The organism is Streptomyces sp. NPDC058373 (assembly GCF_042723275.1).
GTDB lineage: Bacteria > Actinomycetota > Actinomycetes > Streptomycetales > Streptomycetaceae > Streptomyces.
The window spans coordinates 1-20917 of the sequence record NZ_JBHXJE010000031.1 but is presented as its reverse complement, the minus strand read 5'-3'; the positions used below and the strand labels follow the sequence as shown (position 1 = coordinate 20917).

The following is a 20917-nucleotide window of genomic DNA, read 5'->3' as shown; positions in this document are numbered from 1 at the left end:
GACATGGAACAGCTCATTTCCATAGCCCTAGCCTATTCGGGTGTAATGTGACGATATGCAGTTCCAGCAGCTCCACTACTTCGTGGCGGTCGCCGAGACCCGCCACTTCACCCGGGCCGCCGAGACGGTGCACGTGGCGCAGCCCTCCCTCTCCCAGCAGATCCGGGCCCTGGAGCGGGAGCTGGGCGCCGACCTCTTCCTGCGCGCGCGGGGGAACATCACCCTGACCGACGCGGGCGAGGCCCTGCTGCCGCTGGCCCGGCGCATCCTGGCGGACGCCGACACCGCCCGCCACGAGGTGCAGGAGCTGGCCCAGTTGCGCAGCGGCCGGGTCCGCCTCGGCGCCACCCCGAGCCTGTGCACCGGGCTCCTGCCGGACGTGCTGCGCTCCTACCACGACCGCTATCCCGGCATCCGGCTGATGATCGAGGAGAACGGCTCGCACGACCTGGTGCGCGAGCTGGCGCGCGGCGCGCTCGACCTGGCGCTGGTGGTGCTGCCGCTGCCCAGCCCCTCCCCCGCTCTGCTCACCACCGAGCTGCTCCGCGAGGACCTCGTCGTGGTCTCCGGCCGGGACGTGCCGGTCCCCGGGGGCCACCATCCGGTGCGCATCGCGGACCTGGCGGGCGAGCGGCTGGTGATGTTCCGGCACGGGTACGACCTGCGGGAGCTGACGGTCTCCGCCTGCCGGGCCGAGGGGTTCGAGCCGACCCTCGCGGTGGAGGGCGGCGAGATGGACGCGGTCCTCGGCTTCGTCCGCGCGGGGCTCGGCCACGCCGTGGTACCGCGCATGGTCGCCACCAGGGCCGGCCAGGACGTCCAGGTCACCCCGCTCGCCTCACCCGGACTGCACCGGACGATCGGGCTGGCCCGGCGCGGCGACGTCGACCCGCCGCGCGCCGCCCGCGAGCTCCAGCGGATGCTGCTGGAGACGACCGGGACGGTGCGGGAGCCGGCCGCCGAAGGCTGAGCCGGCACCGCGCCGGGTCAGCCCGTGGCGTCCGCCAGGGCCAGGGTGTGCAGGCGGTCGGGCGGGCCGGGGCGGGCGTAGAACCAGCCCTGCGCGGTGTCGCAGCCGAGCTCGCGCAGGGCGTCGGCCTGGGCGCCGGTCTCCACCCCCTCGACCGTGACCGACAGGTCCAGGCTGTGGGCGAGCGCGACGATCCCCTCGACGATCTTCCGGTCGACCGGGTCGGCCGGGTACTGCTGCATGCCCCGGGTGAAGGAGCGGTCGAGCTTGAGCACGCTCACCGGGAGGCGGCGGAGGTTGGCGAGGTTGGAGTAGCCGGTGCCGAAGTCGTCCAGGGCGATGTCGACGCCCATCTCGGCGAGCCGCCGCAGCGGCTTCAGCAGGTCGTCGTCGGCTCCTATCAGCGCGGACTCGGTGAGCTCCAGGCAGAGCGCGCCCGGCTCCAGCCCCTCCCGCTCCAGGATGTCCACGGTGTCCGTGACGAGGCCGGGGTGGTGGAGCTGCATCGGGGAGACGTTGACGTTGATCCTGAGCGGCCCGGTGTCGGCGCCCTGCCAGCGGCGGGCCTGGCGGACGGCGCCTTCCAGCACCCACCGCCCCAGCGGCACGATCAGCCCGGTGTCCTCGGCGAGCGGGATGAACCGGTCGGGGCCGAGCACCCCGTGCTGCGGGTGGGCCCAGCGCACCAGCGCCTCGGCGCCGCGCACGCTGCCGTCGCCGAGGTGGACCAGCGGCTGGTACTCGATGAAGAACTCGCCCCGCTCCAGCGCGGCGGGCAGGGCCGTGGTCAGGGCGTGCCGGGTGATGGCGCGGGCGTCGGACTCCGGGTCGGCCAGCTCGAAGCGGTTGCCGCCCGCCGACTTGGCCCGGTACATGGTGATGTCGGCGCTGCGGAGCACCTCGGCGGGGCCGCGTTCGCCGGTCGGCCCGTCGACGACCCCGATGGAGCCGCGGACCAGCAGTTCCCGGCCGTCGATGCGGATCGGAGCCTCCAGCGCCTGGAGGATGCGCCCCGCCAGCTCGCTGTGGCCGGGTTCGTCGCGCGGGTCGGTGGTGAGCGCGACGAACTCGTCGCCGCCGAGCCGGGCCACCATCTCGCCGGGGGCGGTGGCGCAGGACTGGAGCCGGTCGGCGACCTCGACCAGCAGCCGGTCGCCCGCCGCGTGGCCGAGGCTGTCGTTGACGGTCTTGAAGCCGTCCAGGTCCAGGTAGCAGAGGGAGAAGTGGCCGTCGGGGCGGGTGACGGCCTTCTCCAGCCGCTCGAAGAAGAGGGTGCGGTTGGGCAGCCCGGTGAGCGCGTCGTGGGTGGCCTCGTACCGCAGGCGCAGGTGGAGCAGGCGGCGTTCGGTGGTGTCCTCCAGCAGCGCCAGCTGGTACTGGGGTTCGCCGTCGGCGTCGCGCAGCAGGGAGACGGTGAGGTTGGTCCACAGGACCGTTCCGTCGCTGCGGAAGAAGGGCTTCTCCACGCGGTAGCTCTCGCGCTCGCCGCGCACCAGTTCGCCGTAGAGGTTCCAGACGTGCGGCGCGTCGTCGGGGTGGACCCACTCGGTGAGGTTGCGGCGGACCGGGTGGCCGAGGCCGCCGAACATGCGGACCAGGGTGTCGTTGGCCTCCAGCACCCGGCCGTCGAGCGAGGCGATGGCGATGCCGATGGCGGCGCCCTGGAAGACGGCGCGGAAGCGGGCCTCGCTGTCGTGCAGGGCCTCGGCGACGGCGCTGCGGGCGTCCAGCGCCGCGTGGGCGACGGCCTCCTGCTCGGCGAGGGTGCGGTCGCGCAGGGCACGGGCGTACCCGGCGGCCATCCGGTGCTGGAGGCGCGAGCAGCGGGCCCGCTGCTCCTCGCGGTCGCCGTCGGTCCCGCAGTACAGCACGAGGTAGGAGTCGACCACGTCCAGGCTGCGGCTGAGCGCCTCGGGGTCGGTGCAGTGGGCGGCCACCAGGGCGGCGCCCGCGTACTGCCCGGCCTCCGCCTCCAGGGTGCGGTCGGTGAGTGCCTCGCTGAGCCGGCCGGCCAGCGGCAGGAGCTGGTCCTCCAGTTCGGCGCGGGTTCGGGAGGTGGTCGTCACCGGGTAGACGGCGCGACTCCAGATCGCGGCGAACCGGCGCAGCCGGTCCTCGGCCTCGGCGCGCCCGCTCACGCGGCCCGCCCGACGGCGCCGAAGCCCGAGAAGGCGTACGGGTCCTCGTCCTCGGGCGGCCCGTCGGGGCGCCACCGGGGCAGGGGGACGAGGCCGGGTTCGACCAGCTCCGTCCGGTCGAGGAAGCGGGCGATCCCCTCGCGCGAGCGCGTCACCAGGGGGGTGCGGACGGAGCGGTACACCTCGACGGCGCCGCGGACGCCGTCCTCGCCGGCCGGGACGGCGTCCAGGGCGGCGTGGGTGAGGATCAGCAGGCTGCCGGGGGCGAGCCCGTCGGTGAGTTCGGCGACGGCCGCGTACGGATCGTCGGCGTCCGCCACGAAGTGCAGGACGCCGACGAAGAGGACGGCCACCGGCCGGGTGAGGTCCAGCACCTCGGCCGTCACCGGGTGCTCCAGGATGTCGCGCGGTCTGCGCAGGTCGGCGGCGAACGCACCGGCGCGCTCGTCGCCCTCCAGCACGGTACGGCTGTGGGCGACGGCGACCGGGTCGTGGTCGACGAGGACGACGCGGGCACCGGGGTCGGCGGCGCGGGCGGACTCGTGGACGTTGCCGAAGGCGGGGATTCCGGAGCCGATGTCGAGGAACTGGGTGACGCCCTGGCCGACCGCCCAGCGCACGGCGCGGCGGGTGAAGGCCCGGTCGGCCCGGAGGATCTTCGGCAGCCCCGGCAGGAACCGCATCGCCCGGCGGGCGGCCTCCCGGTCGGCCTCGAAGTTGTGCGAACCGCCCAGGTAGTAGTCATGGATGCGGGACACGCTCGGCACCGTGATGTCGATACCTCGCGGCGCCCAGGCGGGACGCTCCATCAATGTCTCCCAGAGGTGGACAGCCGGTGTTCGGGCAGAGGCTACTGATCACCCGCCAATACAGCGACCTGAAGCGGAAATTGACCGTCCGTTCTCAGTCACAGCCTGCGACAGCGGCGCTGCGGGGGCAGGGTGGATCATGTCCCCCGGAACCCCCCGGACTCAAGTGGAAGAGGCGCGCGGCACACGCGGCGCGGGTGGGCGAAGAGAAGAAAAGCGGACCAGGTACCGCAGAAGCGCGGGGAATCCGCGGTGGGAATCCGGCACCGTCCGCGCACGGAGCGAAGGGGCCGGTCCTCAGGAGCGCACATGCCCCGCGGGCCCCGGAGTGACCGGCGACACCTGACGGGCGGCCGCGGGGACACGCGCGCCGGGCGTTACCGCGCCGGTCCGGCGCCCGGATAAACCCGAACGCGCGGCCACCACCCGTTCGGACCAATCGGTCCCGGCCGACGCGTACGGCGGGTGCGGGCGGCCCATGATCCGAGGCGTGCACGTATCCGCGCGGGGGCCGGTCGCCCCCTTCCCTCCGCCGGGGCTCCGGTCGCTGCTCCGGGCGGCCTGCCTGCTGGCGGTCGCCTGCCTGGCGTGGCTGCTGACGACGCCCCCGCAGGCCCATGCCTCCGACTGCGGCTACGCCTCGATCGGTGACGGCGACGACAGCGGGGTGTCGGTCTCCACCGACGGCGACTGCTCGGCCGGGCCGGTCCCGCCGGCCCCCACGCCGACGGCGCCCCCGCCCCCGCCTCCGTCTCCACCACCCCCTCCCCCGCCACCTCCGCCCGCGCCGACGCCGACCCCCGAGCCGCCGAAGGCCGTTCCGCCTCCGACGCGTCCGGCACCTCCCCCACCGCCCGCGCCCCCACCGCCCGCGCCTGCCCCCACGCCCACCCGGACACCGGAGCCGTCCCCGACGCCTTCGGCGGCGCCCCGGCCCTCGGTGAAACCGGTGGTCTACCCGGCGTACCGGCCGCCCGCCCGGCGCACGCAGCCCCGGCACGGCCCCTCGCTCGTCTCGCTCACCCTGCTCATCACGGCACCCGCGGTCCTCGCGGTCGCCGCGCTGCGGCCCCGCTGACCGCCGGAGGAACCCATGTCGGAATGGCTTGTTCTCATTCTCGCGATGGCGGTCGTCTGCGCTGTCGTCGTGCTGGTGACCACCTTGCGCCACCGGCGCGTGGGTGACGACGACGACCCCAGCGAGACGCCGGACGTCATCGAGTACATGACGATGATGATCGGCGTGGTCTACGCGATCGTGCTGGGTCTGGCCATCGCGGGCGTCTGGGAGGCGCGGAACGCGGCAGAGGACCACGTCCGGGCCGAGGCGCAGGCGCTGCACGAGGTCACGGAGCGGGTGCGCATCTATCCGGCGGACGTCCGGGACCGCATCCGGGCGGATGTCGACGCCTATGTCGGCCATGTCACGGCCGTCGAGTGGAAGGCGATGGCCGATCGCGGCGAACTCACCGAAGAGGGCGCGCGGTTGCTCGACCGGGTACGCCACGACGTCACCGACTACGAGCCGGCCGACGAGTTCGAGGCGCAGGCGTACCAGCCGCTGATGGACCAGGTGATGGCGGCGGACCAGGCCCGCGGCGCCCGCGCGGACAGCGCCGAGGCGACGATGCCGGGCGTGGTCTGGTTCGGGCTGATCACCGGCGGGCTGGTGACGCTGGGGATGATCTTCGCGCTACAGATCCGGCGGACGGCCCGGGAGATGATTCTCGCCGGTCTCTTCTCCGCCCTGATCGCCTTCCTGCTCTTCCTCATCTGGGACTTCGACGCGCCCTACAGCCGAGGCGTGGCGACCACGGCGGAGCCGTTCCTGGAATTCTTCCCGCATGTGACCAAGTAGCGCGGGGCGGCGGCCCGTCCCTCGACCGCCGGGCCGCCACTCACGCCGGGAAGCGGCGTCCCTCGCCCTCGCCCCGCAGCCAGAGCACTCCGCCGCCGATAAGAGCGGAGGCCACCATGAGGCCGCCGATGACCAGGTCGGCGGTGGAAGCGCCGTCCGAGGGCGCGGGGCCGTGGCCGCCCCGTACGCCGCCGTTGATGACGGTGAAGGCCGCGGTGCGGGTGACGGAGCGGCCATCGTCGCACGTCACCGTGATGTCGTAACTCCCGGGCGCCGCGTCGCGGGCCACGGCGGGCGTGGCGTGGCCGCCGTCGCCGTCCGCCTGCGGGGTCAGCGGGGTGCGGCCGAAGGCCGGGGAGGAGGCCGAGCCGTTGCGGCAGGAGGCCGCGTGGACGGTGACCGTGACCGGCTCGTCCCGGGTGGTGACCGACGGGGCGACGACGATGTTGCCGGGACCACCGTCCGCCGCGGCCGACGGGGCCGACAGCGCCAGCAGGACGCACACGGCGGCGGCCGTGCGGCCACGGGGAGTACGCATCTGGGACCTCCGCGGGAGACACCCCGGGGGCTGTCCCCCGGTCGGTCGGCGGCAGCGCCTCCCACGGGAGACCATCGGACCGCGCGGGGGCGCCCGCATGTCGGCGCGCGTCCGATCCGGTGGCCGACACGCCGGCGAGCGGCCGGGCGCGGAACGGTTCTCGCAGCTCACGGCCGGTCAGGAACCGGCCGGTGCGACGACCCGGATGGCCGCGCCCGGACGGGACGACCCACCGCACGGCCCCTCCGGCAACGGCGTGGCGCGGCGTCAGGGAGCGCATCACGGACGGGCGGAGCGCCGTCGGGAAGCCACGGCCCACCGGGTCGCGCGGGGGCCCGGTGCGTCTCGCCGGACTCCGGCCGTGGGATGTCGCCCTCCGCCAGACTGCCGCGCCGCCACGTGTGCGCGTCCCGTGCACACGACACACCATCAGAGGTCAGCGAATCGGCCCGCGCGCCGCCGGGGTTGCCGAAGGCGCACGTGTGCCTCGAATGCCGCCCGCGCGCACAGAGTGGAGTCGGGGCCCCGGTAGATCGAGGAGCACGGCCGCGTCCCGGCGACGGCCCGTCAGGCGGCTCGCCCACCACCGCTGAGCCCCCGAGGGTGGGCCGAGCTCGCTCAGGCCCCTTCGTGTCGGAACGAAGCCCACCCGCGCGCCCAGTAACCCGGGCACGGTCCCCCCTACTGGGCAGGCGCCGCCGAAAGCGCAACCCCGCCCTGGGGAACACCCCGTCAAAAGACCCGGTTCCGCACGCGAGTCGGCGTTCCCGCTCGCGGGACGCGGCGTCGGTCCGCGCGGGCGACCACCCGTTCGCCCCGACGCTGTCGCCGCCCCGGCGGGCCGCGCATACCGTGGCGCCCAGGCCCGCCCGGCCGCGTCGAGAAGGGAAGCCACCATGCCCGAGCCCCGGCCCTTCGACCGCCTCGGGCCGCCCTCCTGGCCCGCGCCGTGGGGCGTCCTGGCCCTGCTCCTGCTGACCGGGCTGGCCCTGATCCGCAACGGGTCGGGCGAGTTCGACAGCCACCCCCCGCAGCCCGCCCCGGCCGCGGCGACCGGCGCCCTCTCCCCCGCCGACGCGTCCGGCGCCACCACCGCGCAGGCCTCCCCCACGGGCCTGTCCGCGTCGCCCGCCCTGCGGGTCCGGGTGCCGGGGGCCGGGGTCGACGCGCCGGTGCGGCCGGTGGGGCTGGACCGGGAGGGCTGGATCGATCCGCCGCCTGCGCGCGCGCCCCACCCGGCGGGCTGGTTCACCGGCTCCCCGGCCCCGGGAGAGTCCGGCACCTCGGTCCTGGTCGGGCACGTGGACGGGGCCGACGGGCCCGCCGTCTTCCACGGACTGGGCGCGCTGGAGAAGGGCGGGCGCGTCGAGGTGGCCCGCGCCGACGGGCGGGCGGCGGTCTTCACCGTGTACGGCGTGGACGTGGTGCCGAAGGACGGGTTCCCGGCGCGCCGGGTGTACGCGGGCACCGGCCGCCCGGAGCTGCGGCTGATCACCTGCGGCGGCCGTTACCGGCAGGGCGAGGGGTACGACGCCAACGTGGTGGTCTTCGCCCGCCTGAGCGCCGTGCGCTGAGGCGGCCCGAGCCCCTCCCCCCGGCCGGGTGTCAGACCTCCCCGCGCACCGGCACGGTGAAGCGGTGGCCGTCGGCGAGGAGCCGGGGCAGGTAGGTGCGGAGTGCGGCCACCGTCTGCGAGCGGTCGCCGCCCGCGTCGTGGGCCAGCACGATGACACCGGGCCCCGCCCCGTTCAGCACCTGGTCGATGATGGTCCGGGTGCCGGGCTCCTTCCAGTCCAGGGAGTCGACGGTCCAGGCGAAGGCGTCCATGCCGAGTTCGGCGCCGAGCCGGAAGACCCGGCGGTTCCACGCGCCGTAGGGGGCGCGCATCCACTGCGGGGGCTGTCCGACGGCCCGCTCGACGGCTTCGCTGGTGCGCTCCAGTTCGGCGCGGACCACGGCGGTGGAGGCCCGGGTGAGCAGCGGGTGCGACCAGGAGTGGTTGCCGATGACGTGGCCCTCGTCCACCATCCGCCGCAGCAGCCCGCCCTGGGTCTCGGCCATCTCGCCGCAGACGAAGAAGGCGGCCCGCACGTGGTGGCGGCGGAGCAGGTCGAGGACGGGCGGGGTGTAGCGCGGGTCGGGCCCGTCGTCGAAGGTGAGGACCATGGGGTGGGCGGCGCCCGCCATCCGCAGGATGGGCCGGGTCCGCACCGGGGTCGGCAGGCGGCGGGCCGCTTCGGGGGCCCCGTACCCCGCGAGCGGCCGCAGCCGGTGGTCGGGCCGCGCGGGGACGGCGGCGCCGGGTCCGGAGGCGGCGGGGGGCGGTCCGCCGGACGGGGCTGCCCCGCCGGGTTCGGCGGTGGGGTCGGCGGTGAGGAGGCGGGTGGTGACGGCGGCGCCGAGGACCGCGGCGGTCCGCAGCAGGAATCTTCGGGGGACCAGGGACGCGTCGTTCGTCATATCTCATGCCTCGCACGCGGGCGGCCCGCCGCCGCTCCCCCACACCGCGCGGGAGGTGACATGCACCCGATGGGACGCGCCACCGTCCGCGGGTGCGAACGCCTATCCTCTGCGCTGTGACCAGCCACCAGTCGTCCTCGTTCGAACGCGGCACGGACGGGCCGAAGGTGATCCTCGCCGGCCTCGACGGATCGGCACCCTCCCTGCGCGCGGCCGCGTACGCGGCCGGGCTCGCCCGCCGCCAGCAGTCGCTGCTGGCCATCGTCTACGTCCAGCCGGTCGCCGCCGTCTCCAGCGCGATGGGCATGCCCGTCCCGGCCGCCCCGGACGGTCTGGCGGAGGACCTGATGCAGGAGGTGCGCGCCTCGGCCGAGCGGCTGCGGGACCTCTACGAGGTGCGCTGGGAGTTCCACACCTTCCACGGCGACCCGTACACCGGCCTGGTCCAGGCGGCGGAGGAGCTGACCGCGGACGCCGTGGTGGTCGGCGCCTCCGAGCAGGCGGGGCACCGCATCGTCGGCTCGGTGGCGGTCCGCCTGGTGAAGGCGGGCCGCTGGCCGGTGACGGTCGTCCCCTGAGGCGTCGGCGGCGCACGGCGTTGACCCCCGGCACGGCGCCGCACGCGGCGGTGACCGGCGGAGATGGCCGCCGCCCGCCGCTTCGCGGCCCGCGCGGGACAGGTCCCCCGGGCCGGTCGCCCGTTCGCCGCACCACTCACCGACAGCATCGACCGCCCGCCGCAGATCGGTGCGCGGCGTATGTCGGTCGCGGGCGGGCTGCGTTGGCATACGCCCATGACCACCGTGACCCACACCACTGTCGAGGCTCCGGCGGCGCGCACCCACGAGCGGGAGCTCGCGGCCCTCCAGCACGAGCACGGCGGAGCCCTCTTCGCCTACCTTCTCCGCCTGACCGACGGCGACCGCCAGCGCGCGGAGGACCTCGTCCAGGAGACCTTCGTCCGCGTCTGGCAGCACCCGGAGGCGCTGCGGTCCGGCTACGGGTCGATACGGCCCTGGCTGTTCACCGTGGCCCGGCGGCTGGCCATCGACGCGCGCCGGGCCCGCCGCGCCCGCCCCGCCGAGGTGGGCGACGCGGTCCTGGACCACTCCCGGGTGGCGGCCGACCACGCGGAGCGCTCGGCGGCGACCCTGGACGTACGGCAGGCCGTCCGCACCCTCAGCCCCGAGCACCGGGCCGTCCTGCACCAGGTCTACTTCCGCGGTGCCAGCGTCGCCGAGGCCGCCGCGACGCTCGGCATCCCGGTCGGCACCGTCAAGTCCCGCGCCTACTACGCCCTGCGCGCCCTGCGCAGGGTTTTGCCGGGATACGCGACCGACCTGCGCTGAAACCGTACGCTCGGTCAAAGCTCGGCAAAGCGCCTTGCCGGGTGGCCCCTCGCGGTAATCGGCTGTCCCTGTCCGCCCTCGCGGGCCACCGGCCCGGGTGGCGGGGACGCGGACCGGAGGAAGGCAGGACGGCATGCGGTACGAGAGCGGGACCGGCACGGACGGGAGCGGCGGCACCGGCGGCACGGCGGTGCCGATGGCGTGGTTCTACGCGGAGTACATCGCGGAGGAACTGCTGCGCACCGGGGACCTGATGCCGCCGACCACCTTCGAGTTCCGGGCCGGGCGGGAGGCGCTGGCCCTCACCGTCTTCCTCGCCGACACCGAGGACGCCCTCTCGGGCATCCGCGTCGTGACCGAGCTGGAGAGCTGGCTCGCGCTCACCGCGTACGACCAGCCCTGGCAGGAGTGGATCGCCGAGCGGCTCGCCGAGCGGCTCACCGAGCGCGGTGCCCGGGGCGCCGAGGACGCGGACCTGCGCCTCGCGCGGGCGGCCTGGCGGTGGCTGGAGGAGACCGAACTCCTCGCCCCCGACCTGGACGCGGTCCCCGGCGGTGGCGTGCCGGACGAGGAGCGGCCGCAGGTGTGGACCCCGGCGTGGCGGCTGGGGCTGCCGCTGGGGCATCTGGCGATCCATCTGTTCTGAGCGGCCGGTCGAAACAGGCCTCAGCCGGACGTGACGCGATTCCAGAAGTGGTGGGTGAGGCCGCTCGCCGAGGGCACCGACTCGATGGTGAAGCGGTCCTGGACTCCGGCCATCCCGTCCCACAGCGAGACCCCCGCGCCGAGGGTGAGGGGCACGGTGACCAGGTGCATGAAGTCGACCAGGTCGGCCGCGAGGAACTGCCGGACGGTGGAGGGGCCGCCGCCGACGCGAACGTCCCGGCCGCCCGCGAGGTCCTGGGCGTAGGCGAGTGCGTCCTCGGGTGTGGCGTCGAGGAAGTGGAAGCTCGTCCCGTTGTCGAAGTGGAGGGGGTCACGCCGGTGGTGGGTGAGCACCACCACGGGCGTGCGGAAGGGCGGCTCGTCGCCCCACCAGCCCCGCCAGCCGTCGTCGGTCCACTCGCCGGTCTGCGGACCGAACTTGCCCCGGCCCATGATCTCGGCCCCGATGCCCTGACCCCAGGTGCTCGTGAGAGCCCGGTCGAGGGTGATCGGGTCTTCCACGGCGTCCACGCCGTCGATGACCCGTCCGTCGAAGCGCGCGAACAGCCCCTCGGCGCCGCCGATGGGTGCGTCGAGCGTGATCGTCTCGCCTGCGCCGTAGCCGTCGAGGGAGACGTGAAAGTTGTGCACGCGGGCCTTGGCCATGTGGTCCAGCTTCCCTGAGTGATTGCGATCCGCAACTGGTTGACGCACCTTACGATGAGGAGTTGCGAGCCGCAATCAGTCAGGAGGTGGGCGATGCGCGAGGAGCCGCGTTCGGGGTGTGCGATCAATGCCGCGGTGGAGGTTCTGGGCGACCCGTGGACCTTGATCGTGCTCCGTGACGTGATCTTCGGCGGTCGTCGTCACTTCCGCGACCTGCTGACCCGGAACGAAGAGGGCATCGCGTCCAACATCCTCGCCGGCCGGCTGCGCAAGCTCGTCGCGGCGGGCCTCCTCACCCGCGACGATGCCGCCCGTCGTGGCCAGCGAGCGACCTACACCCTCACCGAGGCCGGCATCCAGACCCTCCCCGTGATGGTCGCCCTCGGCGCGTGGGGGCTGCGGCACAGGCCCACTACCCCGGAACTCGCGGTGCGGGCCCGCATCCTCGCGGACTCGCCGCACCTCGTCGGTGACCTCATGGACGAACTGCGCGAGATGCACCTCGGCGTCACTCCGGAATCCCGCAGCTCCCTCGCCGCCTCCGAGCAGCTGCGACAGGCGTACGAGGCCGCCCGGTCGCAGGCTCCCTGACGACCGCCGCTCGCGGTCCCCGTCAGGGCAGCTGCCCCGCCTCAGGCGGCGACGAGTGCACGCCCGCGCGGAACTTCGGTATGCGCACCGTGATGCGGGTGCCGGCGCCCCGGGCCGTCTCGATGACCAGGCCGTACGCGTCGCCGAAGACGGTGCGCAGGCGTTCGTCCACGTTGAGCAGGCCGACGCCCGCGGACGGGCCGCCCTCGCCGCGCAGGATGGCGCGGAGCCGGTCGGGGTCCATGCCGACGCCGTCGTCCTCGATGACGACCTCCGCCTCCGCTCCGGCGTCCTGGGCGGTGAGGGTGATGCGGCTGCGGGTGACCGCGCCCTCCAGGCCGTGTTTGACGGCGTTCTCGACCAGCGGCTGGAGGCAGAGGAAGGGCAGCGTGACGGCGAGCACCTCGGGGGCGATCTGGAGGGTGACGGCGAGCCGGTCGCCGAAGCGGGCGCGGACCAGGGCCAGGTACTGGTCGATGGAGTGGAGTTCGTCGGCGAGGGTGGTGAACTCGCCGTGGCGGCGGAACGAGTAGCGGGTGAAGTCGGCGAACTCCAGGAGGAGTTCGCGGGCGCGGGTGGGGTCGGTGCGGACGAAAGAGGCGATGGCGGCCAGCGAGTTGAAGATGAAGTGCGGGGATATCTGGGCCCGCAGCGCCTTGATCTCCGCCTCGATGAGCCGGGTGCGGGAGCGGTCGAGCTCGGCCAGTTCCAGCTGGACCGAGACCCAGCGGGCCACCTCGTCGGTGGCACGCGCCAGCACCGCCGACTCGCGGGGCGCGTAGGCGACGAGGGCGCCGAGGACCCGCTGGTCGACCACGATGGGGGCGGCCACGGCCCAGCGCAGCGGGCAGTCGTCGGCGCGGCAGCCGCAGTCGAAGGCGGCGCTGCGGCCCGCGTCGAGCACGTCGGCGAGGTGGTCGAGGACCTGCTTGGCGTGGTGTTCGCCGGTGCCGTGCCAGGTGAGCACGGTGGAGCGGTTGGTGAGGCAGAGGGCGTCGGTGCCCAGCAGCGAGCGGAGCCTGCGGGCGGCCTTGCGGGCGCTGTCCTCGGTGAGTCCGGCGCGCAGCGGCGGGGCGGCGAGGGAGGCGGTGTGCAGCGTCTCGAAGGTGGCGCGTTCGACGGGGGTGCCGAGGTCGCTGCGCCCGGCCGGGTGGGCGGTGCGGCGCCCGGCCAGGAAGCCGCCGGCGAGCAGCAGCGGGCAGAGGGCGAGCAGGACGGCGGTGGCGGTGGAGCTCATCGGCCGCCTCCGGTGACGCGCAGGCGGCGGGCGGGCGGCTCGGCGGGGGCGGGCTCGTCGGCCGGGGGCGGGCGGCGGACGGTGAGGGCCTCGGGGAGGTGGAGCCGGGTCATGGTGGTGCTGGTGTGCGGGGGCACGCTGCCGGGGGTGGCGAGGGAGACGAGGACCATGGTGAGGAAGCCGACCGGGACCGACCAGACCGCGGGCCAGGCCAGCAGGGTGTGCAGCCAGCCCGAGCGGACGACGCCCGCGACGGTGAGGCCGACGGCGAGCAGGGAGGCGCCACCGCCGAGGAGGAGCCCGGCGACGGCGCCGGGCGGGGTCAGGCGGCGCCACCAGATGCCGAGGACGAGCAGGGGGCAGAAGGCGGAGGCGGAGACGGCGAAGGCCATGCCGACGGCGTCGGCCGCGGGGACGCCGCTGACCAGGATTGTTCCGGCGCACGGCACCGCCATGGCGAGGACCGTGGCGAACCGGAAGTGGCGCACGCCGCGGGAGGGCAGCACGTCCTGGGTGAGCACCCCGGCGACGGCCATGGTGAGGCCGGAGGCGGTGGAGAGGAAGGCGGCGAACGCGCCGCCGGCGACGAGGGCGCCGAGGAGGTCCCCGCCGACGCCGCCGACCATCAGGCCCGGGAGGAGCAGCACGGTGGCGTCGGCGTCGTGGGCCTGACTGAGGGCGGGTGCGTAGAGGCGGCCGAGCCAGCCGTAGACGGGCGGCAGCAGGTAGAAGAAGCCGACCAGGGTGAGGACCATGAGGGTGGTGCGGCGGGCGGCGCGGCCGTGCGGGCTGGTGTAGAAGCGGACGACGACGTGGGGCAGGCCCATGGTGCCCAGGACGGTGGCGACGATCAGGCCGTAGGTGGCGTAGAGCGGGTGGTCGGCGCGGCTGGTGGCGAGCGGCTGGTCCGCCCCGGCGCCGCCGAGCAGGGCGGCGGGGATGTCGGGGAAGGCGGGGGCGGCGCCGCCGTCACGGTGCCAGACGATGAGCAGGAAGAAGGCGGGGATCAGCAGCGCGGTGAGTTTGAGCCAGTACTGGAAGGCCTGCACGAAGGTGATGGAGCGCATCCCGCCCGCGGCGACGGCGAGGATGACCACGGCGGCGACGACGGCCCCGCCGAGCCAGCGGGGCGCGCCGGTGAGCAGGGAGAGGGTCAGTCCGGCGCCCTGGAGCTGCGGGACGAGGTAGAGCCAGCCCGCGCCGACCACGAACATGGAGACGAGCAGCCGTACCTGGCGGGACTCCAGGCGGCTCTCGGCGAAGTCGGGCAGCGTGTAGGCGCCGGAGCGGCGCAGCGGGGCGGCGACGAAGACGAGCAGGACCAGGTAGCCGGCGGTGTAGCCGACCGGGTACCAGAGCATGTCCGGGCCGTGCACGAGCAGGAGGCCGGCGACGCCGAGGAAGGAGGCGGCGGAGAGGTATTCGCCGCTGATGGCGGCGGCGTTGAGGCCGGGGCCGACACTGCGGGAGGCGACGTAGAAGTCGGAGGTGGTGCGGGACAGGCGCAGGCCGAAGCCGCCGATGAGGACGGTGGCGAGGACGACGGCGGCGACGGCCGGTATGGCGTAGGCCGGGTTCACGGCCCACCGCGGTGCTCGGCGCCCTCGACGAGGCGGGCGAAGTCGCTCTCGTTGCGCTCGGCGCGGCGGACGTACCACCAGGCGATGACGACGAGGACGGGGTACGCGGCGAAGCCGAGGACGGCCCAGACGACCGTGGCGCTGCCGAGGGCGCCGAAGAAGAGCGGCAGGGTGACCAGGAGCAGCACGAGGACGGCGAACGCGGCGAGCCCGGTGCGCAGCTGGCCGCGCATGAGGGAGCGGACGTAGGCGGCGCCGAGGGTGGTCTGTTCGTCGATCTCCCAGCGGGTGTGGGGGCGCTGGGGCCGGTGCACGCGCCGGGGTTCGCCGGTCACGGTCTCGCGGCGCGGCGCTGGCTCTGCGGACACGGCGGGGAGTCTAACCGCTCGGCGTGGCGGGTTGAAGGGGTGCGCCGCGCCCTTCGATGCGGCCGGGTCGGCGGCGAACGGGCAGGTCACGGGGGTCAGCCCGCGGAGCGTCCGAGGAGCAGTTCCCGCAGCCGGCTGGCGTGCCTGCGGGAGACGGCGAGTTCGGCGTCGCCGACACGGACGCTCATCGAGCCGCCGTCGAGGCGGAGTTCGTCGATGCGGTGGAGGGCGACGAGGTGGCGGCGGTGGATGCGGACGAAGCCGTGCTGCTGCCAGCGTTCCTCCAGGGTGGTCAGCGGGACGCGGACCAGGTGGCTGGCGTCCTGGGTGTGCAGGCGGGCGTAGTCGCCCTGGGCCTCGGCGTAGGCGATGTCCTGCACGGCGACGAGCCGGGTGACGCCGCCGAGTTCCACCGGGATGGTGTCGGGGGTGGTGGTGGCGGGCGGTGCGGCCCTGCGGTATCCGAGCGCCTCGGCCTGTTCGGCGACGCGCCGGACGGCTTCGGCGAGGCGCTCGCGGCGGACGGGCTTGAGGACGTAGTCGACGGCCTTGAGGTCGAAGGCGCGCACGGCGAAGCCTTCGTGGGCGGTGACGAAGACGATGAGCGGCGGGCGGGCGAAACCGGCCAGCAGGCGGGCCACGTCGAGCCCGGTGAGCCCCGCCATCTGGATGTCGAGGAAGAGCACGTCGATGGCCTCGTCGCTGTCCGGTCCCGCCTCCACGGCCCGGGTGATGCGCCGCAGCGCCTCGGTGGCGTCGGTCGCGCCCTCCGCCGCGCGCACCCGGGGGTCGGCGCGCAGCAGGTAGAGCAGTTCGGCCAGCGCCGGTTCCTCGTCGTCCACAGCCAGTACGCGCAGCATGCCGGTGGAGTGTAGGTGCTGGTCGCGTTCCGGCCAATCCGTCCGGGCCCTGGCTGGGCCCTGCCGAGGCCGGCGCCGCGGGCCGACTCACTTCAGCAGGCGGCTGAGGCGGCGGTCGGCGAGGGTCTTGCCGCCGGTCTGGCAGGTGGGGCAGTACTGGAGGGAGGAGTCGGCGAAGTTGACGGAGCGGATGGTGTCGCCGCAGACGGGGCAGGTTTCGCCCTCCTTGCCGTGGACGCGCAGGTTGCTCTTCTTCTCCTTCTTGAGGTGGCCCGCGGCGACGCCCCGGCCGCGTTCGACGGCGTCGGCGAGGGTGGTGCGGAGCGCCTCGTACAGGGCGGTGGTCTCCTCGTCGGTGAGGCGTCCGGCGTTCTTGAACGGGGAGAGCCGGGCGGCGTGCAGGATCTCGTCGCTGTAGGCGTTGCCGACGCCCGCGATCAGGCTCTGGTCGCGCAGGGCGCCTTTGAGGAGGCGGCTCTCGGGAGCGAGGAGGGCGGCGAGCCGGTCGCGGTCGAAGCCGTCCGCGAGCGGGTCGGGGCCGAGCCGGGCGATGCCGGGGACCTCGGCGGGGTCGCGGACGACGTACACCGCGAGGCGCTTCTGCGTGCCTGCCTCGGTGAGGTCGAAGCCGGAGCCGCCGTCGAGGACCACCCTCAGCGCCAGCGGGCCCTTGCCGGGGCGGGGCGGCGCGGCGGGAAAGCTGGCGTTCCAGCGGAGCCACCCGGCGCGCGCCAGGTGGGTGACGAGGTGCAGGGGGCCGACGGTGAGGTCGAGGAACTTGCCGTACCGGTCGACGGCGGTGACCGGCTGCTTGTCCAGGGCGGTGGCCGGCGGGTCGTAGGTCTTCAGGACGTGGAAGGCGACCGGCAGGACCCGCTCCACCGTGCGGCCGACGGCGTGGACGGAGAGGAATTCCCGCAGGGCTTCGACTTCGGGCAGCTCCGGCATGGTTCCAGCCTGCCTCAGCGGCGGCCGGGGCGCTTCCCGTACGGGGGACCGCTCAGACGCGGTCGGGCCCGGGCGGGACGACGAACTCGCACCACACGCACTTGCCGGTGCCGCGCGCCTCGACGCCCCAGCCGTCGGCGAGCCGGTCGACCAGGAGCAGGCCGCGCCCGGAGACACCGTCCGCACCGGCCTCGCGGCGGCGCGGCAGGGCGCTGGAGGTGTCCTCGACCTCGACCCGCAGCCTCCGGTCGGTGCCGGTCAGCACGCGCAGGGTGACGACGGCCGAGCCCTCGGTGTGCATCAGGGCGTTGGTGATCATCTCGTCGGCGGCGAGTTCGATCTCGTCGGCGCGCTCGCCGGAGCCCCAGGAGCGGACCGCGGCCCGGATGAGGTGGCGGGCCCCGGCGAGTGCCTCGGGGTCCTCGGGCGCGACGTGCTGGCGCAGCCGCCCGCCCGCCGCCGGGGTGGAGCCGGTACGGCGGCGCATCAGCAGGATCGCCACGTCGTCCTGGCCGTCGCGGCTGTCGACGTCGGCGCAGAGCAGGTCGGCGAGGGCGTCGAGACTCCGCGGCCCGTCGCGGACCAGCCGTGCCAGGGCGCGGAAGCCGTCGTCGAGGTCGTCGCCGGGACGTTCGACGAGGCCGTCGGTGCAGAGGATGACGGTGTTGCCTGGGTCGAGTTCGACGGTGGCGACCGGGTACTGGAGCTCGCCGAACCCGACGGAGAGGCCGAGGGGCATGCCGCCGGGCACCGGGACGCGGGTGCAGGCGCCGTCGGCGGCGCGGATGAGCGGGTCGAGGTGGCCGGCCCGGACCATCTGCATGACCCCGGTGGTGAGGTCGGCGTCGGCGTACAGGCAGGTGACGAACCGGTCGGTGTCCAGCTCTTCGAGGAAGGCGGAGGCGCGGGCCATCACGGTGGCGGGCGGGTGCCCTTCGGCGGCGTAGGCGCGCAGGACGATGCGGAGCTGCCCCATGACGGCGGCGGCGTGCGTGTCGTGGCCCTGGACGTCGCCGATGACCAGGCCGACGTGGCCGCCGGGCAGCGGGATGACGTCGTACCAGTCGCCGCCGACGTCGCGCCCGGCGCGGGCGGAGCGGTAGCGCACGGCGATCTGCGCGCCCGGGACGGCGGGAATGGTGCGGGGCAGCATGGCCTGCTGGAGACCCTCGGCGAGGTCCTTCTCCTGTTCGTAGAAGAGGGCCCGTTGAACGCTCTGGGCGATGGTGCTGCCAAGGCCGATGAGGAGGGTGCGGGCGCGTTCGCCGAACTGGGTGTCGCCGCGGTAGTACACGGCGAGGGCACCGATGGGGCGGGCCTGGGCGATGAGCGGCAGGTAGGCGGCGGAGCGGATGCTGCTGCGCCGCAGGTGGCCGATGAGACGCGGATAGCGGCGCTCGAACTCGGCCCGGCTCTCGATGAAGCGGGGCTCCAGGGTGCGGATCGTCTCGTTCAGCGGATAGGGCTCGTCCAGCCGGATCTGCTCGGCCTCCCTGACGAAGCCGTCGGCGGGGCCGGTCGCCCGCAGCCGGATGCGGCCGCCTTCGAGCAGGCCCAGCGCGATGTCGGCGGCTCCGAGGCGTTCCAGGACGTCCGGGTCCTGGAGGACTTCGACGACGTCGGCGAGGGTGCGGGCGCCGGCCAGGGCGTCGGTGGTGGACTGCACGATGCCCGCCTCGCGGCGGCGCCGGTCGATGCGGCGGCTGCGGGCGGTGGTGTCGTTGAGCTCCTGGGTGGCGTCGCGGACCAGCCCGACGATACGGAGGGGGCGGCCGTCCTCGTCCCGGCGGATGTAGCCCTGGGTGTGGGTCCAGCGCAGGGTGCCGTCGCGGCAGCGCATCCGGAAGTAGCCGCCGTAGTTCTCCACGCCCTGTTTGAGGGCTTCGGAGACGATCTCGTCGAGCCGCCGCGCCTCGTCGTGCGGCACCCGGGAGGAGAGGGTCTCCGGGTTGTTGTCGTACTCCTCGGGGCGCATGTCGAACACGGCCAGCGCCTGGCTGTCCATCGCCATCAGGCCGCTGTCCAGGTCCCAGTCGAAGCTGCCCATACGGTTCAGAGCCAGGATCGGGTCCGGGTCCGCCGGCCAGTCGTCCGGGAGGGAGTGGGCGTTCGCACCCCGGTCAGCCATGTTTTCACTTTCCCACCCTTGGGGGGATAGGTCGATATTTCGCCGTCCCCGGGGGCCAATACGCGGTCCCCGGGTCCTCAAGGGGGACGATGGACCCGCCCCGGCACGGAGGAGAGGCCCCGATGGAATGGTTCGCGGCGCCGGAGTACTGGCTGAGCCGCCTGGTCTTCCAGCGCCTGCTGGCCCTGCTCTACCTGGTCGCCTTCCTCACCACGGCCCTCCAGTTCCGCGCCCTGAACGGCAGCCGGGGGATGACTCCCGTACCGGTCTCCGTCACCTGGAAGCAGTGGCGGACGACGCCGAGCCTGCTGCTGCCGCGCCGCTCCGACCGGTTCTTCGCCTGCTGCGCCTGGACGGGGTGCGCGGTCTCGGCGGCGCTGCTGGCGGGCGCCGACGGGCTGCTCCCGCTGTGGGGCGCGATGCTGTTGTGGACGGTGCCGTGGGTGCTGTACCTGTCCTTCGTCAACGCCGGACGGCTCTGGTACGGCTTCGGGTGGGAGCTGCTGCTCCTGGAGACGGGCTTCCTCGCCGTCCTGCTGGGCAACGACCGGGTGGCCCCGCCGCTGCCGGTGCTGCTCCTGCTGCGCTGGGCGCTCTTCCGGGTGGAGTTCGGGGCGGGGCTGGTGAAGTGGCGCGGGGACCGCTGCTGGCGGGAGCTGACCTGCCTCTACCACCACCACGAGACGCAGCCGATGCCCGGTCCGCTGAGCCGCTTCTTCCATCTGCTGCCGCGCCCGGTGCACCGGGTGGAGGCGGCCGCCAACCACGTCGTGCAGCTCGGGGTGCCGGTGCTGCTCTTCACGCCGCAGCCGGTGGCGGGCGCGGCGGCCTGCGTCATGATCGTCACCCAGCTCTGGCTGGTGGCCTCGGGCAACTTCGCCTGGCTGAACTGGCTGACCATCGCCTTGGCGGTCACCGTCCTCGACCTCGCCCCGCTCGCCGGGGAGCGCGCGCTGCCGTCTCCCCCGCTCTGGTACGTGGTGGTGGTCTGCGCGGCGACGGCCGGGCTGCTGGCGCTCAGCTTCCGCCCGCTCCGCAACCTGCTCTCTCGCGGGCAGACGATGAACCGCTCCTGGGACCCGCTGCGGCTGGTCAACTCCTACGGCGCCTTCGGCACGGTGAGCCGCGTCCGCCACGAGCTGGTCGTGGAGGGCACCGACGACGCCGCGCCGGGCCCCAAGACGCGGTGGCTGGCCTACGAGTTCCGGGGCAAGCCGGGTGATCCGGCGCGGCGGCCCCGCCAGTTCGCCCCGTACCATCTGCGGCTCGACTGGATGATGTGGTTCGCGGCGCTCTCCCCGGCCTACGCCCGGGCCTGGCTCGACGGCTTCGTGGAGCGCCTGCTCACCGGCGACCGCGACACGCTGCGCCTGCTGCGGCACTCCCCGTTCCCGGCCGACGCGCCGCCGGTCCACGTGCGGGTCCTGCTGTACCGGTACCGCTTCACGACCCGGGCGGAGCGGCGGGCGACCGGCGACTGGTGGCACCGGACGCTGGTCCGCGAACGGATCGGGCCGACGCGGCTGACGGGCCGGAAGGATCCCGGGGAGTGAGCGGGGCCGCAGGGGAACCGGCTCGGTATGTCCGAAAACGGCCCCCCTTGGCGAGAGACACCGCGGGGCCGTGCTGTCGCTGTTCCCCTGCTGCCGTGGACCGTCGCGGGCGGCCGGGGCTCCGGCGAGCGCCGGGCCCCGGGGGGGGGCCCCCGGGGGGCGCCCCCGCCACGCGCCCCCCCCCCCGCCCCCCCCCCGCCGGCGCGCGCCGCCCGACGC

General features: G+C 74.5%; 20 protein-coding genes. 9 read left to right on the top strand and 11 right to left on the bottom strand.

The annotated features are described in order from the left end of the window. Positions 1 to 55 precede the first annotated feature (55 nt). Positions 56 to 970, top strand: coding sequence for a LysR family transcriptional regulator (locus ACFWMZ_RS18315; RefSeq protein WP_383182967.1), 915 nt, complete (start codon positions 56 to 58; stop codon positions 968 to 970). A gap of 17 nt (positions 971 to 987) precedes the next feature. On the opposite strand, the gene ACFWMZ_RS18310 is transcribed toward ACFWMZ_RS18315, so the two are convergent. After that, a complete protein-coding gene (locus ACFWMZ_RS18310) occupies positions 988 to 3108 on the bottom strand; it encodes a putative bifunctional diguanylate cyclase/phosphodiesterase (RefSeq protein WP_383182965.1) in 2121 nt (706 codons plus the stop codon). Next, entirely contained in the window at positions 3105 to 3917 is an 813-nt protein-coding gene (locus ACFWMZ_RS18305) for an SAM-dependent methyltransferase (RefSeq protein WP_383182962.1), read from the bottom strand. Before ACFWMZ_RS18305 ends, ACFWMZ_RS18310 begins: the two co-directional genes overlap by 4 nt. 490 nt (positions 3918 to 4407) lie before the next feature. Between ACFWMZ_RS18305 and ACFWMZ_RS18300 the strand changes: the two genes are divergently transcribed. Then, positions 4408 to 4995: a hypothetical protein gene (locus ACFWMZ_RS18300; RefSeq protein WP_383202631.1), complete on the top strand. Its 588-nt coding sequence runs from the start codon at positions 4408 to 4410 to the stop codon at positions 4993 to 4995. 15 nt (positions 4996 to 5010) lie between these two features. Continuing rightward, a complete protein-coding gene (locus tag ACFWMZ_RS18295; RefSeq protein ID WP_383182960.1) occupies positions 5011 to 5775 on the top strand; it encodes a hypothetical protein in 765 nt (254 codons plus the stop codon). 40 nt (positions 5776 to 5815) lie between these two features. Here the strand turns inward: ACFWMZ_RS18295 and ACFWMZ_RS18290 are convergent, their stop codons facing one another. Beyond that, on the bottom strand, positions 5816 to 6313 hold the full coding sequence (locus ACFWMZ_RS18290) for a hypothetical protein (protein ID WP_383182958.1): 498 nt from the start codon (positions 6311 to 6313) through the stop codon (positions 5816 to 5818). An 896-nt stretch (positions 6314 to 7209) separates the two neighbouring features. On the opposite strand from ACFWMZ_RS18290, the gene ACFWMZ_RS18285 reads away from it, so the two are divergent. After that, on the top strand, positions 7210 to 7887 hold the full coding sequence (locus ACFWMZ_RS18285; protein ID WP_383182956.1) for a class F sortase: 678 nt from the start codon (positions 7210 to 7212) through the stop codon (positions 7885 to 7887). 31 nt (positions 7888 to 7918) lie between these two features. Here the strand turns inward: ACFWMZ_RS18285 and ACFWMZ_RS18280 are convergent, their stop codons facing one another. Next, positions 7919 to 8773, bottom strand: a complete 855-nt coding sequence (locus tag ACFWMZ_RS18280; RefSeq protein WP_383202629.1) for a polysaccharide deacetylase family protein — start codon at positions 8771 to 8773, stop codon at positions 7919 to 7921. A gap of 116 nt (positions 8774 to 8889) precedes the next feature. Here ACFWMZ_RS18280 and ACFWMZ_RS18275 point away from each other — a divergent pair, with 116 nt between their 5' ends. The 3 genes from ACFWMZ_RS18275 (at position 8890) to ACFWMZ_RS18265 (ending at position 10768) form a co-directional block, all read left to right on the top strand. Continuing rightward, positions 8890 to 9351: a universal stress protein gene (locus ACFWMZ_RS18275; RefSeq protein ID WP_383182952.1), complete on the top strand. Its 462-nt coding sequence runs from the start codon at positions 8890 to 8892 to the stop codon at positions 9349 to 9351. 216 nt (positions 9352 to 9567) lie between these two features. Further along, the gene (locus ACFWMZ_RS18270) at positions 9568 to 10122 is read left to right on the top strand and encodes a sigma-70 family RNA polymerase sigma factor (RefSeq protein ID WP_383202626.1); all 555 of its coding nucleotides are present in this window, start codon (positions 9568 to 9570) and stop codon (positions 10120 to 10122) included. 133 nt (positions 10123 to 10255) lie between these two features. Then, a complete protein-coding gene (locus tag ACFWMZ_RS18265; protein WP_383202623.1) occupies positions 10256 to 10768 on the top strand; it encodes a hypothetical protein in 513 nt (170 codons plus the stop codon). Between the two features lie 20 nt (positions 10769 to 10788). Here ACFWMZ_RS18265 and ACFWMZ_RS18260 read toward each other — a convergent pair whose 3' ends face one another. Continuing rightward, a complete protein-coding gene (locus tag ACFWMZ_RS18260; protein ID WP_383202621.1) occupies positions 10789 to 11433 on the bottom strand; it encodes a dihydrofolate reductase family protein in 645 nt (214 codons plus the stop codon). Between the two features lie 93 nt (positions 11434 to 11526). Between ACFWMZ_RS18260 and ACFWMZ_RS18255 the strand changes: the two genes are divergently transcribed. After that, positions 11527 to 12024 carry a winged helix-turn-helix transcriptional regulator gene (locus ACFWMZ_RS18255; RefSeq protein WP_383182944.1) on the top strand — a complete coding sequence of 166 codons (498 nt, stop codon included), beginning with the start codon at positions 11527 to 11529 and terminating at the stop codon, positions 12022 to 12024. 22 nt (positions 12025 to 12046) lie between these two features. On the opposite strand, the gene ACFWMZ_RS18250 is transcribed toward ACFWMZ_RS18255, so the two are convergent. The 6 genes from ACFWMZ_RS18250 to ACFWMZ_RS18225 form a co-directional block, all read right to left on the bottom strand. Then, entirely contained in the window at positions 12047 to 13261 is a 1215-nt protein-coding gene (locus tag ACFWMZ_RS18250) for a sensor histidine kinase (RefSeq protein ID WP_383182942.1), read from the bottom strand. Further along, positions 13258 to 14841 (bottom strand): cation acetate symporter, encoded by a 1584-nt coding sequence (locus ACFWMZ_RS18245; RefSeq protein WP_383202618.1) that lies wholly within the window; start codon positions 14839 to 14841, stop codon positions 13258 to 13260. Before ACFWMZ_RS18245 ends, ACFWMZ_RS18250 begins: the two co-directional genes overlap by 4 nt. Beyond that, on the bottom strand, positions 14838 to 15209 hold the full coding sequence (locus tag ACFWMZ_RS18240; RefSeq protein WP_383182938.1) for a hypothetical protein: 372 nt from the start codon (positions 15207 to 15209) through the stop codon (positions 14838 to 14840). The genes ACFWMZ_RS18245 and ACFWMZ_RS18240 overlap by 4 nt, the downstream gene beginning before the upstream one ends. 95 nt (positions 15210 to 15304) lie before the next feature. Beyond that, positions 15305 to 16069: a LytR/AlgR family response regulator transcription factor gene (locus ACFWMZ_RS18235; RefSeq protein ID WP_383182935.1), complete on the bottom strand. Its 765-nt coding sequence runs from the start codon at positions 16067 to 16069 to the stop codon at positions 15305 to 15307. Positions 16070 to 16156: 87 nt separating this feature from the next. After that, entirely contained in the window at positions 16157 to 17017 is an 861-nt protein-coding gene (locus ACFWMZ_RS18230) for an Fpg/Nei family DNA glycosylase (RefSeq protein WP_383202615.1), read from the bottom strand. A gap of 52 nt (positions 17018 to 17069) precedes the next feature. Further along, positions 17070 to 19145, bottom strand: coding sequence for a SpoIIE family protein phosphatase (locus ACFWMZ_RS18225; RefSeq protein WP_383202612.1), 2076 nt, complete (start codon positions 19143 to 19145; stop codon positions 17070 to 17072). A gap of 122 nt (positions 19146 to 19267) precedes the next feature. On the opposite strand from ACFWMZ_RS18225, the gene ACFWMZ_RS18220 reads away from it, so the two are divergent. Next, positions 19268 to 20698: a lipase maturation factor family protein gene (locus tag ACFWMZ_RS18220; RefSeq protein ID WP_383182928.1), complete on the top strand. Its 1431-nt coding sequence runs from the start codon at positions 19268 to 19270 to the stop codon at positions 20696 to 20698. Positions 20699 to 20917: the final 219 nt, after the last annotated feature.